The following is a 14204-nucleotide window of genomic DNA, read 5'->3' on the forward strand; positions in this document are numbered from 1 at the left end:
TCACGGCGGAACGTGGGTACGCCGGAAAGACATGTCGAAAACCGCGCGTCGGCTTCGACATGGCGGTAGAGGGGCCTCGGGGCGTCGAAGACCGCCGTCGCAGGCTCATGAGGCCGAGAAGGGATCGACACGATGGATAACTCCACGTCGGCGCCAGCGAACGACCTGGCGGGACGTAAGGAATGGATCGGGCTGGCGGTGCTGGCGCTGCCAGCGATGCTGGTGGCGATGGATATCGGAGCGCTGTTCCTGGCGCTGCCGCATCTCAGCGCGGACCTTGGCGTCAGCAGCGTGGAGCAGCTGTGGATCATCGACATCTACGGGTTCCTGCTGGCCGGCTTCCTGCTCACCATGGGCACCCTCGGTGACCGGGTCGGGCGCCGTCGACTGCTCATGATCGGCGCGGTCGCCTTCACGGTGGCCTCGGTGCTCGCCGCGTACGCCAACAGCGGCACCACCCTGATCATCGCGCGAGCCCTGCTGGGCATCGCCGGCGCGACCCTGTCGCCGTCGACGCTGGCGCTGATCACCAACATGTTCCGCAACGAGAAGCAGCGGGGCGTCGCGATCTCGATCTGGGCGTCCGCGCTCTTCGGTGGCACCGCGATCGGGCCGATCGTCGGCGGCGTGATGGTCGAGCACTTCTGGTGGGGCTCGGTGTTCCTGCTCGGCGTGCCGTTCATGATCGTGCTGCTGGCCACCGGGTTCGTGCTGCTGCCCGAGTACCGCGACCCCAACGCGGGCAAGTTCGACCTGTTCAGCGTGGTGCTGTCGCTCGGTGCGATCCTCCCGGTGGTCTATGGCGTCAAGGAGTTCGCCGCGAGTGACTCGGACAACCCGGCCGTCGCGGGCGGCGCGATCCTGTTCGGCCTGGTGGTCGGCTGGATCTTCGTCCGCCGCCAATCCCGGCTGGAGCACCCGTTGATCGACCTCACGATGTTCCGGAACGCCTCCTTCAGCGGCACCCTCGTCACGATGATGTTCGCCTCGGCCGCGCTCGCCGGCGTCAGCCTGATGAGCACGCAGTACATCCAGAGCGTCGAGGGCCTTTCGCCGGCCGCGTCCGGCCTCTGGCAGGCGCCCACCGGTCTGGGCATCGCGATCGGCAGCATGGCCACGCCGATGCTGATGAAGTCGCTCAAGCCGGCCACCGCGATCATGATCGGGCTCGGCATCTCCCTGGTGGCGGTGCTGGTGCTGACCCAGGCCGGCAGCTCCGGTTGGCTCATCGCGATCGTCGTCGCGGTCGCGCTCGTCGCCCTCGGCACCGGTCCGCTGTTCACCCAGGGCACCGGCATGGTGGTCAGCTCCGTACCCCCGGAGAAGGCCGGCTCGGCCGCGTCGCTCTCCGAGACCAGCAACGTGTTCGGGTCGACGCTGGGCCTCGCGCTGTTGGGCAGCGTCGGTGCCGCCGTCTACCGCGACCGGATGGCCGACGCGCCGTTGACCGACGTACCCCCGGAGGTTGCCGACGTGTCCCGGGAGAACGTCGCCGCGGCGACCGCCGCGGCCGACTCGCTGCCGGGCAACCTGGCCACCGCCGTCCGCGACGTCGCCGGCGAGGCGTTCACCACCGCGATGAACGTGGTGGCTGGCGTCGAGGCGCTGCTGATCGTCGCCCTGATCGTGCTGGTGGCGGTGACGCTGCGGAACAAGTCCGCCGCACAGGCGCCCGGGTCCGACCCGACGGCGTCGTCCGCGCCTGCCTCGTCGCCCGCGTCTGCGTCGTCGTCGGAGACCGTGCCCACCACCGGTGCCGTCTAGGCCGGACACCCCGATACGCCAACGGCGGCCGCCCATCCCCCCGGGCGACCGCCGTTGGTCCGTCCACTGCCTAGCGCAACATCGTCGTACCGGGGCTGGCGTCGAGGCGGAACAGGCCGGTGGGATCGACGCGGGTGCGGACGCGGTCCGCCCGGTCGATCTGCTCCGGGTCGAGGTGCCGCTGCGGCTGCTGCCAGCTCTCCACGAACGTCGGCGCGGTGCGACCGGTGTCCCAGGGCGCCAGCGCCGCCCGGACGACGGCGCAGTGTTTTTCGATCGTCGCGGTGGCCTCGGGGCTGTCCGGGATCGCGTTGCCCAGGTACGAGTAGCGGGCGTCGTAGTGGTCGAGCGCCCCACCCCGCGGGTCCGGCACTGCCAACGCCCCACCGAGCTGGCGCAGCTCCGCCGTGATCAGCGGCGATCCCGAGCCGGTCGCCGCCAAAAACGCGGCCGACGCCCGCTCGTCGAGGTCCGCGAGCAGCAGATGGTCGCCGACGATCGGCACCGGCTCGTCCGGCCCGAGCTGAGCGCGGACCACCTCGGCCGGCGTACACGGCAGCCACGACTCGACCACCGGGGCGGCCACCGCGCGCAACTCGTCCAGCAGCTCGGTCAGCCCGCTCGGCGCGTCGTCGGCTCGCACCTCGGTCGCCGCCACCCCGATCATCGTTCCGCTCCTCAGCTCGACCGGCACCATGGGTACGTCCGGCAGGTTGAGCACCTGGAACGCGCTCGTGACCTCCCACGGCGCGGTCGCGGCCCACCGGGTCCACCGCCTCAGCAGCTCCGCCGCGTGCACGACCGGCCAGTACGCCGAACCGGTGACCACCGGCCGGGCCGGGAACAGCCGTATCTCGACCGCGACGACCACCCCGAATCCACCGCCGCCGCCCCGCAGGGCCCAGAACAGCTCCGGGTCGTGGTCGGCGTCGACGCGGTGCAGCTCACCGTCGGCGGTGACCAGGTCGAGGGCCGTCACACCGTTGGCCGCGAGCCCGACCAGCCGCCCGTAGACACTGACGCCGCCGCGCAGCAGGTAGCCGACCGCGCCGACATCGGCCGACGAGCCGTGCGGCGCGGCCAGTTCGAACGGTGCCGCCGCGTCGACGACGGCGCCCCAGCGGGTGCCGGCGGGAATCAGCGCGGTACGGCGCACCGGGTCGATCTGCACCGCACCGTCCATCTCGGTACGCACCAGCACCGACCCGCTCATCTCACGCGCCGCCGCGGCGCCGTGACCGGTGCTGTGCACCCGCACCGGCATGCACGTCGTCCGGGCGTACGCGAGCACGTCCCGCAGATCAGCGAGGGTGCGCACGGTGCGCGCCGCGGCCGGCCGGGGTGCTCCGTGCAGGTTGAACACAGTCGTGGCGTGCTCGTACGCCGGATCGTGGGGGAAGTACACCTCGCCTGCCATCGTGGCTCCCTGGGTGGTGTGGACCGCTCAATCGGGCAGCCGCACCGACAGACCGTGCCGGAAGATGTCCCGGGGGTCGTAGCGGCGCTTGACCCGCTGGAGGCGGGGATAGTTGTCCTTGAAGTAGAGGGTGTGCCAGGGCACGCCGGAGGTGTTCCACTCCGGATCGGCCAGGTCGACGTCGGGGTAGCTGATGTAGGAGCCGTCACTGACGTCGCCGGACACCGGGACACCGCCGCTCTCGGCGTAGACGTCCCGGTAGAACGCGCGGACCCAGGCGGTGTTGACGGCGTCGTCGTCGGGGGACTGCCAGGCGCCCGCGCTGTACGACGCCTTCACCACGCTGTCCCGCTGTGCCGCGGCGGTGGCGTCCGACGGCACCGCGTTGACCTGTCCGCCGAACGCGGTGAGCACGATGCCGGCCGCCGGGTTGGCGTACTCCGGGTCGGCCAGGTAGCGGAAGATCGTGGCCAGTTGCTTGTCGGTGTAGCCCCGGCGCAGATAGCCGGCCTTGTTCTTGTAGCGCCCCTTCGGGTCGCTGGGCCAGCTGTACGAGGGCATCCAGGTCGCCATCCAGTCGACCACGTCCCGGTCGACGGACCGGGGGGTCAACCCGGTGCCGTCCCCGATCGCCGCGAGCTGGTTGTCGAGCATCTGGGCGGCACCCTCGACCGCGTCGTCGACCACAGCGGTAAGCGCCACGATGCCGGCCGAGCGGTGCATGACGATGAGGTTGCTCCACAGCTGGATCTCCGGTGCGTCGACGGCGCTGTGCCGCTCCAGCCAGCCGCAGTAGTTCGCGATCAGTCGGGTCAGCGCGTCCTCGGTCATCCCGTCCCACGACCACAGCACGTCGCAGCGGCGGATCCGGCGGGGCGCCGTGGGCAGCAGACGCGACGGGTCGTCGGAGTCGACTCCGGGGCTGCGCAGCCAGAACCGGGTGACCACGCCGAAGCTGCCGCCACCGCCGCCCGCGGTCGCCCACCACAGGTCGTGGTGCGGGTCGTCGGGCTCCCGGGTGGCGACCACCACGTCGACGGTGCCCGACTCGTCGACGACGACCACCTCCACCGCGTACAGGTGGTCGACGACCAGTCCGTCGCGGCGGGACAGGTGACCGTAGCCGCCGCCGGTGATGTGGCCGCCGACGCCGACCTCGAAGCAGGTGCCGCCGGGAATCGTGACGCCCCAGGTGTCGTACAGGATCGGGTAGAGCGCCCCGAGGGTGATGCCGGCCTCGACCATGATGGCCCGCCGCTGCGCGTCGTAGGACACCGCGCTCATCGGCGCAAGGTCGATCAGCACCTGGATCTCGGGGTTGGCGAAGAAGTCCTCGAAGCAGTGGCCGCCGCTGCGCACCGCCACCCGCCGTCCCGAGTCGACGGCCTCCCGCACGGCGGCGGCGACCTCGTTGGTGGTGCGGACCTGACGGACGTGATCGGGGCGGCCGGTGAAGCGGTGGTTGTATCCCTCGACGAGTGCGGCGTAGCGCGGGTCGTCGGGCAGGATGTCGGTCATGTGGGTGGGTCCCTCCGCTGGGCGACGACCATCAGACCCTCACATCCGCCGGCCGGTGGACGCATCTCTGATCGTGCGAACAGGACGGCCGCCCCACCGACAGCGGGCGGGGCGGCCGCTTCGTCCACCACGTCGGACGCGCTCAGGTCCGGGCGGGGCTCTCGAGCACCGCCGGGTCGGCGTCCGGGTCGGTGAGCAGGATGTGGGGGTCCTCCATCTCGTACCAGCCCACGCCCGGCGGGCAACGGTCGTAGCCGAGCAGGCGCTGGATTTCCTCGGGGAGCGTGAGGACGACGTCGCGCGGCACCGCCAGGAACTGGTTCTCCTCCTGCCGCAGGTTGCCGAGGTCGTAGGAGACGGTGAGGCTGGTCCGCGGCTCGGTGGAGACGTTGCCGCCGCCGCCGTGGTACACGCCGCCCAGCCAGAGCAGCGCCGACCCGGCGGGCATCGCGGCCGGGATCGCCTCGTTGTAGCGCGGGGCACGCTCGTCGTCCCAGTGATGGCTGCCCGGGATCACGAGGGTGGCGCCGTTCTCCTGGGTGAACTCGCTCAGCGCGAGCATCAACTGCACCCGCGTCGTCGGGCCCGGGTGTCGACGCAGGTGCAGCGAGTCGTCGCGGTGCAAAGGCTGACGCCCCTGCCCCGGGTCGATCTGGATGGCCTGGGTCGCGCTGATCTGGATGTTGGGCGTCATCTCGATGCGGGCCTGACCGACCCACATGTGCACCGGCTTCTCCATGATCTGCCGCGCCGCGCCGAGGTACAGCGGGTGCAGGAAGATCGGGGTCAGATGGCTGGTACGCCGGAACAGCGACGAGACCCGTCGGGTCAGGTGACCGTCGTACCCGCTCTTGCTGTAGCGCGTGCCGTCGAGCAGGGGGCCCAGGTCCTCCCAGAGGCCGTCGAGCGTGATCTGGTCGACGAAGTTCTCGATGATGATGCAGCCGTCGCGCTCCAGCACGGTGACCACGTCGTCGAGGGGGGCATCGGACGTCACCCGGACGAACTCCACCATGGTCGGACTACCTTCCTCGGGCTTCGGCCTTCGCGACGATGTCGCGCGTGAAAGTGGCCAGGTTCGGGTCTTCGAAGAGGTCACCGAGGTCCATCTGGACGCCGATCTCCTCCTGTACGCGGGCGACGATCCGCACGGCGGAGATGGACTGCCCGTTCAGCTCGAAGAACGTTCCGTCGGTCCGGCCGGCGGGTACGTTGAGAACGTCCCGCCAGATGGATTCGACCTGCTTTTCGATATCGGTGACGGTCAGCGTGCCGGGTGGGTCGATCGGCATGGGAATCCTCCCGAGATAAGAGCTGATGGTTGCCGCACGGGTCGGCCGGCGAATTCGGCGACCCCCACCGCATATGATGTCGGTGATATCGCCGAATGTGTTCTTCGCTATTGCGCTCTCGTCGGGCGCATTCGAATGAGCCCAGGCAAAATGACGGCCGGGCCCGGAGCGATTGCCGCATCCGAGCCCGGCCGCGCCGGTGCCCCTGTTACAGGTACTGCGTGTTCGGCCCCATTCCGCACAGAATCCGGCCGTACAGTTCGAGGTTGGTGTTGGGGTGCATGATCGCGTGCAGGTTCAACGTCTGCACGTCGCGCTGGATCCGCTGGATCGGCACATGCTGGTAGACCGAGGATCCTCCGCTCGCCGTGCGGAGCACGTCGACGGCGTCCTTGGCTGCCTGGCAGGCGGCACCGAGGTCGAGGCGCGCCTTGGCGCGCTCCTCGAGCGTCCACTCCTCGCCCGACTTGCCCTTGCGGTCCACCCGGTCGGCGGCCCGGTACTCGTGGAACTCGGCTTGGTCGATCTTGATTTCGGCCTCGGCCACCTGGAGGTGGGTCAGCGGCGCCTGGCTCTGGTCGGGATAGTCGGTATAGGTGATCTTTCGGCCGGGGAGCCGCTCGAAGAACGCCTCCTTGGCGGCGCGGGCCAGGCCCAGCGCGGTCGCGCCGACGGTCGCGCAGGCCACCGGCATGAACGGGCCACCCCACATGGTGGTGTTCGGGTCCTGCTGCAGCGGGTGCTGACCCATGATGATCGGGACCATCGACATGACGCGCTCCTCGGGCACGAACACGCCCTCGGCGACCGTCGAGACGCTGCCGGAGCCGCGCAGGCCCGACGTGTGCCAGTCGTCGATGACCTGCAGGTCGGCCATCGGGATCAGGGTCATGATCGGTTCGTAGCCACCGTCGGGGGTGGGTCGAACGGCGGCGTTGGTGTTCCACTGGCTCTGCGTCGCGCCGGTGTTGAACGACCACTTGCCGTTGAGCAGGTAGCCGCCCTCGGTCGGGACGGCCATCGCGGTCGGGCTGAGGATGCCACTGATCCGGGCCGACGGGTCGGCGAAGACCTCCTCTCGCACCGAGTCCGGGAAGAGGCCGGTGACCCAGCTGCTGATGTGCCAGACCGCCACAGTCCAGGCGGCTGAGCCGTCACCGCGGGCAAGTTCGGCGATGACCTCGACGACGGCGCGAGTGTCGGACTCGTAGCCGCCGAACCTCTCGGGCACCCGCATCCGCAGGATGCCCGCGTCACTCAACGCCTCCACGACCTCGTCGTGCAGTCGGCGATTGTCCTCGCTCCACTGGGCGTGCCGGGCCAGCAACGGCACCAGCTCCGCGGCCGCGCGGACGAGGTCGGCGCGGGGCGGAGCGTCGGTGATCGACATCGATCCTCCTCGAAAGGGTTGGGGAGTCCGTGAATTGCGCGTCGGAACTGACGGCGGACGCCCAACTGACCCTTGCACCACCGCTGCCGCCACGCATCTTCCGGAGTGCGCTGCTCCCGGCCGGGGCAAGAGCCGAAGCGGCGCAATATGGAAGGTGCGCCGTTCCGGTTCGGGCAGGTGATATTGACTTCCGTCGTAGCGGACTTGGCTGCGCCCGTCGTCGAAGGGATTTCCGACATGGAACGGTTCCGGGTGGACATTCTTCAGGAGGACGTGGACGATCTCCGCCGCCGCCTGCGGGAAACCCGCTGGCCCGTGCTCTTCGACGCCGGCTGGGACCGCGGCGTGCCCGCCGACTACCTACGCGAACTCGTGGACTACTGGTGCGACGAGTTCGACTGGCGAGCGATGGAGCGGCGCATCAACGAGGTGCCCCAGTTCGTCACCACCATCAACGGCGCGCCTGTGCACTTCCTGCACGTACGCTCACCGGAGCCGGACGCCACCCCGATGATCATCACGCACGGCTGGCCCGGCTCGGTGACCGAGTTCCTCGACGTGATCGGCCCGCTGACCGACCCCGTCGCGCACGGCGGGGACGCGGCCGACGCCTTCCATCTGGTGATCCCGTCGATGCCGGGATTCGGGTTCTCCGGGCCGATGCCGGCGCCCGGCTGGAACAACCTCACGGTCGCCAAGGCCTGGGCGGAGCTGATGAGCCGGCTCGGCTACGACCGCTATCTCGCGCAGGGCGGCGACTTCGGCGCCGGCATCTCGTACGCGTTGGCCCAGATCGACGCGGAGCACGTCGTGGGTCTGCACCTGAACACGTTGGTGACCACGCCGGCGGCGGACGGCTCGGACGTGCTCGACGACGAGGATCGGCGGCGCCTGGCCCGCTCGCAGCGCTTCCTCGACGTGCTGGCCGGTTCGATGAAGCTGCAGGCGACCCGGCCGCACACCATCGCGTACGCGCTGAGCGACTCGCCGGTCGGCCAGCTCGCCTGGATCGTGGAGAAGTTCAAGGACTGGGCCGACTCCGGCAAGGTGCCCGAGGACGCGGTCGAACGGGACCGGATCCTGGCCATCGTCTCGATTTTCTGGTTCACCGGCACCGCCGGCTCGTCGGCGCAGTTCTACTACGAGACAGTCGACTACCTGCCGATCTCGAACCCCACCGTGCGGTACGCCCCGATCCGGCAGCCGCTCGGCGTCGCGGTGTTCCCCCAGGGTGTGTTCCTGCCGATCCGCCGGTTCGTCGAGCGCGACTTCCCGACCCTGAGGCACTGGTCGGAGTTCGACCGTGGTGGCCACTTCGCGGCCCTGGAGGAGCCCGACCTGTTCGTCGGCGACGTGCGGAAGTTCGCCCGCGTCGTGCGGGCCGGCTCGTGACCCACACCGAACCCCGGGTCGACGACTTCCGGGCGGTGGGGGAGCGGCTGCGCAACTGGGGTCGCTGGGGCCCGGACGACGAGCGCGGCACCATCAACCTCATCACACCGGAGCGGCTGGTCGCGGCCGGCCGACTGATTCGCGCGGGACGGACCTTCGACCTGGGGATCAACCTGGACGACAAGGGGCCGCAGAACGGCCGCTTCCGCAGCAACCCCGTACACCTGATGTCGGAGACCGGCGCGGAGCAGGTGTTTCCCGGTGGCTTCCGGTACGCCGACGACTTCCTGTTCATGCCGATCCAGGCCTCGTCGCAGTGGGACGCGCTGGCCCACGTCTTCTACGACGGCCAGTTCTACAACGGCTTTCCGGCCGACGAGCTGACCGTCAAGGGCGCCGCCCGCTGCGGCATCGACCGGCAGGGCAAGGGGATCGCGGGTCGGGGTGTGCTGCTCGACATCCCCGCGGTGCGCGGCGTGCCGTGGCTGGAGGTCGGCGACGTCATCACCCCCGCCGATCTGGACGCGGCCATCACCCGGCAGGGCGGCGTGGACGTCGGTCCGGGGGACATCCTGCTGGTCCGTACCGGTTGGCGGCGCAAGTTCGTCGAGCAGGGGCAGGACGCCGGATTCATGGCCGGGGAACCCGGCCTGGGGTTGGCCAGCTGCCAGTGGCTGCGGGACCGCGACGTCGCGGCGGTCTGCGCGGACAACTGGGCGGTCGAGGCGTTGCCGGGCGAGGACCCGGGCGCCTTCCTGGCCGTGCACATGGTGTTGATCCGGGACATGGGCCTGACGCTCGGCGAGATCCTCGACTTCGAGGAGCTGACCGAGGACTGCCGGGCCGACGGGGTGTGGGAGTTCTTCTTCGCGGCGCCGCCGCTCAAGATCACCCGCGCTGTCGGTTCGCCGATCAACCCGCTCGCCATCAAGTGATCCGACCACCCTGAAACGGGGAAGCCATGGGACGCCACCTCTTCACGTCCGAATCGGTGACCGAGGGTCACCCCGACAAGATCGCCGACCAGATCAGCGACGGCATTCTCGACGCGCTGCTGGCCGCGGACCCGCACAGCCGGGTCGCCGTCGAAACGCTCATCACCACAGGTCAGGTGCACGTCGCCGGCGAGGTGACCACCAGCGCCTACACCGACATTCCGACGATCGTCCGGGAGACGATCCTGGACATCGGGTACGACTCGTCGCACAAGGGTTTCGACGGAGCGTCCTGCGGCGTCAGCGTGTCGATCGGGGCGCAGTCGCGCGACATCGCCCTCGGGGTCGACCAGGCGGGCGCCGCGCAAGGCGCGGGCGACCAGGGGATGATGTTCGGCTTCGCGTGCGATCAGACGCCGGAACTGATGCCGCTGCCGATCGCGCTGGCCCACCGGATGTCCCGCCGGCTCACCGCCGTGCGTAAGGACGGCCTGCTGCCGTACCTGCGGCCGGACGGTAAGACCCAGGTCACGATCGAGTACGACGCCGGGCGTCCGGTGCGGGTCGACACCGTGGTGGTGTCCGCTCAGCACGCCGCCGACATCTCGCTGGAGTCGATGCTGAGCCCGGACGTCCGGGACAACGTGGTGCTGCCGGAACTGGAACCGCTCGACCTCGACGTGGACAACCTGCGGTTGCTGGTCAACCCCACCGGGCGATTCGAGATCGGTGGCCCGATGGGTGACGCGGGACTGACCGGCCGGAAGATCATCGTCGACACCTACGGCGGGTACGCCCGCCACGGTGGTGGCGCGTTCTCCGGTAAGGATCCGTCCAAGGTGGACCGCTCGGCGGCGTACGCGATGCGGTGGGTGGCGAAGACCATCGTGGCGGCCGGCCTGGCGCGGACGTGCGAGACCCAGGTGGCGTACGCGATCGGCGTCGCCGAGCCGGTGAGCCTGTCGATCGAGACGTTCGGCACCGAGACCGTCGCGCCGGAGCGGCTCGAAAAGGCTGTGGCGGAGGTGTTCGACCTGCGCCCGGCGGCCATCATCCGGGACCTCGACCTGCTCCGCCCGGTCTATCGCGCGACGTCGGCCTACGGGCACTTTGGTCGGCAGTTGCCCACGTTCACCTGGGAGGACACCAGTCGGGCCGAGAGCCTGGCGTCGCTCGCCGCGTAGCGCCTGCGCGCCGGGAGCGTAACCCCCTCAACGCCGCAATTCGGAAGTTGAAGGTCGGAACCCCACATTGACATACTTTTCCGAGCAGAAGGGGGCGGCCGCAGATGTCCATTCACGACACGACGAACGTGCTTCCCACCTCCGCGGCGCAGGACGGCCTCTGGTTCCTCGATCGTCTGACGCCCCGGTCCCCGGCTCTGCACCGCTACCGGGCGTACCGGATCGCCGGTCCACTGGAGGTCGCCGCGCTGCGGACGGCCTGGACGACGCTTGTCGACCGGCACGAGGTCCTGCGCCTCCGCTTCACCGAATCCGGCCACGCCGTGTTCGACGAGAGCCTGCCCGCCGCGATGTCCGTTGTGGACTGCTCGACCGGCGGACGCCAGGGCCATCCGACGGTCGAGGCGTTCCTCGCCGCCGAGGTGGCGGCCCCGTTCCTCCTCGACCGGGGTCCACTGGCCCGGCTCGCGGTGGCCCGGCTGGCCCCGCTGCGGCACTGTCTGGTGCTCGTCGTACACCAGATCGTCGCGGACGAGCCCTCGATGTCGACCCTGATCGACGAGCTGGGTCGGCACTACGCCGCGGCTCTGGGCGGCACACCGGCGCGCCCGGTCGGCACGGATGCCGCACCGCGGTTCTCCGAGCACGCGCGCGCCGCACGCGCCGTCGAGGCCGCCGCCCGACGGGCCGAGAAATGGTGGCGGGAGTCCACCCCGCCGGCGCCGGTCGAGCTGCCCACCGACCGGTACCGGGGTGCCGACGTCGACTGGCGGGCCGGCGTGTACCACTTCGACTGGGGCGTCGAGCTGGCCACCGACGTGAACCGGCTCGCGCTCGACGCCGGCACGGTTCCGCTGGCGGTCGTGCTCGCCGCCTTGGAGGTGGTGCTGGCGCGCTACAGCGGGGAGCGTCGGATCGCGGTCGGCACCCGGGTCGGCACCCGGCTCGCGACCACGCCGACCGGGCTGGTCGGGCCGTTCGAGAACCTCGCCCTTGTCGATGTCGACCTGACCGGCGCGCCGACCTTCCGGGAGCTTGTCGACCAGGTCGCCGGCCGTCTCGACGCGCTGTCCGACCAGCGGCACCTGCCGTTCGGCCGGCTCGTCGAACTGCTCGGCGCACCCCGGGACCCGCGCACGATCCCGCTGGTCAACGTGCTGGTCGACGAGGCAGCCGAGGAGCACTCCACCCTACGCCTGGCGCACACCACGGCGACCCGGCAGGACATCGACCCGCCGGCGACGATTGCCGACCTGGAACTGCGGGTGGCGACCCGGCCGGCGACGATCGGCACCCTCGCCTACCGCGCCGAGCTGTTCGACGACGAATCCGTCGAACGGATCGCCAACCAGGTCCTGACCGTCCTCGCCGCCGGGGTCGCCACGCCGGACACATCGGCGACCGCCCTGCCGATGGACCAGCCGGCCCCCGCCGCCGATGAGCTGGGCGGCGACGACCGGATCGCCGACGGGCCACCGGTCGACGTGCCGGTGCACGAACTGGTGCGACGGATCGTCGACACCCACCCGGAGCGCCTGGCGGTGCTCACCGACAGCGGCGGCCTCACGTACGCCGGGCTGTGGCTGCGGGCCCGGGAGATCGCCGCCGCCCTGCTCGCGCGAGGTGCGGGCGGACGGCCGGTGGTGGTGCGGCTCCCGTCCGGGCCGGAGCAGACCGCCGCGTTGCTCGGGGTGCTCGCCGCCGGCGGACATCTGTGCTGGTTCGGCACCGGGGACGTGGGTGATCGCGGTCGTGCCGTGCTCGCCGACCTGCGTCCCGCGTGTCTGCTGGTCGCCGGTGACCCGGACGACGACGAGCTGGCCCGCTGGGCCCGCATCGAACTCGACATCGCCGTGCACGACGTGGCGACCCTGACCGGGGTCGGGGCGCTGCCGACGGTCGACGCCGGCGCGGTCGCCTACGTCGCCTACACCTCCGGATCGACCGGACGGCCCAAGGGCATCGCCCAGCCGCACTCGGCATTCGGCCAGTTCGTCACCTGGCTCGGCACGCGGTTCGAGATGGGCGACGGCGCCCGGGTAGCGCAATGGGTGGCGCCCGACCACGACCCCGCCCTGTGCGAGGTGTTCGCCACCCTGACCAGCGGCGGCACGCTGTGCCTGCCCGCGCCGGACATCCGGATCCACGGCGAGAAGCTCGTCGACTGGATGGCCAGCCGGGAGATCACCCACCTGCAGACCGTGCCGAGTTTCGCCCGCGAACTGCTGCGGGTGGTCACGAGCCGCGCGGACCGGCCCCTGCGCGCGCTGCGGCACCTGCTGCTGATGGGTGAGGCGCTGCCGGGCGAGCTGGTCAACCGGTTGCACGGCAGCCTGCCCGACGTGCGCCTGGCGAATCTCTACGGGCCGACCGAGACGATCGCGGCCACCTGGCAGCCGATCGACCGACCGGTGGATGGTTCGACGCCGATCGGACGGGCGATTCCCGGCCGGCAGGTGCTCGTTCTCGACGCCGACGAGCGACCCTGCCCGCAGGGTGTCACAGGGGCCATCGTCATCCGCAGTCCCTTCGTGGCGACCGGCTATCTCGGCGCGGTCGATCCGTCCACGGCGTTCGCCCCGGTCGGTGGACAGTCCGACATCCGCACCTACCGCACAGGTGATCTGGGCCGTTGGCGTTTCGACGGCGCCCTGGAATACCGGGGCCGCGAGGATTTCCAGATCAAGGTGTACGGCGTGCGCCTCGAACTGGGCGACGTCGAGGCCGCGCTGCAGACGCACTCCTCGGTACGCGAGTGCGGCGTGGTCGCGGTCCATGGGCCGGACGGGCTGGTCAACCGCCTCGACGCGTACGTCGTGCCGATCCGAGCGGGGGAGGGCTCGCCCGAGGTGTGGCGGGCCCACCTGCGCCAGCGGCTCGGCAAGGTGATCCCCCTCGTGTTCCGTACCATCGACGGCCGGCTTCCCCGCAACATCGGGGGCAAGGTCGACCGGCGGCGGCTGCCCGAGCTGGCGCGCTCGGTGCGGGCTGCGACGCCGGCGCCACTGACCGACACCGAGCAGACCCTCGCGGCCCTGTGGGCCGAGGTGGTCGACGCGGGCGTACCGGGCCTCGACGACAGCTTCTTCACGGCCGGCGGACGCTCCGCGCTGATCCCGGCTCTGCTCCACCGCGTCTCAGAACGGTTCGGCGTACACGTGCCGATCCGCGACTTCTACGCCAACCCGTCGCTCCGCACCCTCGCCAACGCTGTCAGCGTCGCCGGCGACGAGGACGGACCACGACGGCAGGCACCGGGCGTCGCCCATCCGGGCGAGCCCACCAGACCCGACCTGGCACCACGGCTGTGAT

The 14204-nt window shown here is 70.6% G+C and carries 10 protein-coding genes; 5 read left to right on the forward strand and 5 right to left on the reverse strand.

The window, feature by feature from the left end:
* Positions 1–132: 132 nt before the first annotated feature.
* Entirely contained in the window at positions 133–1764 is a 1632-nt protein-coding gene (locus ACIBD9_RS18535; RefSeq protein ID WP_396719140.1) for an MFS transporter, read from the forward strand.
* 70 nt (positions 1765–1834) lie between these two features.
* Here ACIBD9_RS18535 and ACIBD9_RS18540 read toward each other — a convergent pair whose 3' ends face one another.
* The 5 genes from ACIBD9_RS18540 to ACIBD9_RS18560 all read right to left on the reverse strand — a co-directional run bounded on the left by ACIBD9_RS18540 (position 1835) and on the right by ACIBD9_RS18560 (position 7381).
* Positions 1835–3181 (reverse strand): FAD-dependent oxidoreductase, encoded by a 1347-nt coding sequence (locus tag ACIBD9_RS18540; RefSeq protein WP_396719142.1) that lies wholly within the window; start codon positions 3179–3181, stop codon positions 1835–1837.
* A 27-nt stretch (positions 3182–3208) separates the two neighbouring features.
* Positions 3209–4699: an FAD-binding oxidoreductase gene (locus ACIBD9_RS18545; protein ID WP_396719144.1), complete on the reverse strand. Its 1491-nt coding sequence runs from the start codon at positions 4697–4699 to the stop codon at positions 3209–3211.
* A gap of 142 nt (positions 4700–4841) precedes the next feature.
* On the reverse strand, positions 4842–5714 hold the full coding sequence (locus tag ACIBD9_RS18550; protein ID WP_396719146.1) for a phytanoyl-CoA dioxygenase family protein: 873 nt from the start codon (positions 5712–5714) through the stop codon (positions 4842–4844).
* 7 nt (positions 5715–5721) lie between these two features.
* Complete coding sequence (locus tag ACIBD9_RS18555) at positions 5722–5991, reverse strand: phosphopantetheine-binding protein (protein WP_396719148.1); 270 nt, start codon at positions 5989–5991, stop codon at positions 5722–5724.
* 208 nt (positions 5992–6199) lie between these two features.
* Positions 6200–7381 (reverse strand): acyl-CoA dehydrogenase family protein, encoded by a 1182-nt coding sequence (locus tag ACIBD9_RS18560; protein ID WP_396719150.1) that lies wholly within the window; start codon positions 7379–7381, stop codon positions 6200–6202.
* Between the two features lie 237 nt (positions 7382–7618).
* Between ACIBD9_RS18560 and ACIBD9_RS18565 the strand changes: the two genes are divergently transcribed.
* The 4 genes from ACIBD9_RS18565 (at position 7619) to ACIBD9_RS18580 (ending at position 14203) form a co-directional block, all read left to right on the forward strand.
* A complete protein-coding gene (locus tag ACIBD9_RS18565) occupies positions 7619–8773 on the forward strand; it encodes an epoxide hydrolase family protein (protein WP_396719152.1) in 1155 nt (384 codons plus the stop codon).
* Positions 8770–9708, forward strand: a complete 939-nt coding sequence (locus tag ACIBD9_RS18570) for a cyclase family protein (protein ID WP_210780593.1) — start codon at positions 8770–8772, stop codon at positions 9706–9708. Before ACIBD9_RS18565 ends, ACIBD9_RS18570 begins: the two co-directional genes overlap by 4 nt.
* Positions 9709–9734: 26 nt before the next feature.
* Positions 9735–10892, forward strand: a complete 1158-nt coding sequence (gene metK, locus ACIBD9_RS18575) for a methionine adenosyltransferase (RefSeq protein WP_396719155.1) — start codon at positions 9735–9737, stop codon at positions 10890–10892.
* A gap of 104 nt (positions 10893–10996) precedes the next feature.
* On the forward strand, positions 10997–14203 hold the full coding sequence (locus tag ACIBD9_RS18580; protein WP_396719157.1) for an AMP-binding protein: 3207 nt from the start codon (positions 10997–10999) through the stop codon (positions 14201–14203).
* Position 14204 lies beyond the last annotated feature (1 nt).

Origin of the sequence: Micromonospora sp. NPDC050784 (assembly GCF_044456765.1) — a bacterium.
Classification (GTDB): Bacteria; Actinomycetota; Actinomycetes; order Mycobacteriales; family Micromonosporaceae; genus Micromonospora; species Micromonospora foliorum.

Bases quoted from the DNA above. Each gene is read 5' to 3' on its own strand.
- ACIBD9_RS18545 (WP_396719144.1), bottom strand. From the start codon at position 4,699: ATGACCGACATCCTGCCCGACGACCCGCGCTACGCCGCACTCGTCGAG.
- metK (WP_396719155.1), top strand. From the start codon at position 9,735: ATGGGACGCCACCTCTTCACGTCCGAATCGGTGACCGAGGGTCACCCC.
- ACIBD9_RS18540 (WP_396719142.1), bottom strand. From the start codon at position 3,181: ATGGCAGGCGAGGTGTACTTCCCCCACGATCCGGCGTACGAGCACGCC.
- ACIBD9_RS18560 (WP_396719150.1), bottom strand. From the start codon at position 7,381: ATGTCGATCACCGACGCTCCGCCCCGCGCCGACCTCGTCCGCGCGGCC.
- ACIBD9_RS18580 (WP_396719157.1), top strand. From the start codon at position 10,997: ATGTCCATTCACGACACGACGAACGTGCTTCCCACCTCCGCGGCGCAG.
- ACIBD9_RS18565 (WP_396719152.1), top strand. From the start codon at position 7,619: ATGGAACGGTTCCGGGTGGACATTCTTCAGGAGGACGTGGACGATCTC.
- ACIBD9_RS18550 (WP_396719146.1), bottom strand. From the start codon at position 5,714: ATGGTGGAGTTCGTCCGGGTGACGTCCGATGCCCCCCTCGACGACGTG.
- ACIBD9_RS18535 (WP_396719140.1), top strand. From the start codon at position 133: ATGGATAACTCCACGTCGGCGCCAGCGAACGACCTGGCGGGACGTAAG.
- ACIBD9_RS18555 (WP_396719148.1), bottom strand. From the start codon at position 5,991: ATGCCGATCGACCCACCCGGCACGCTGACCGTCACCGATATCGAAAAG.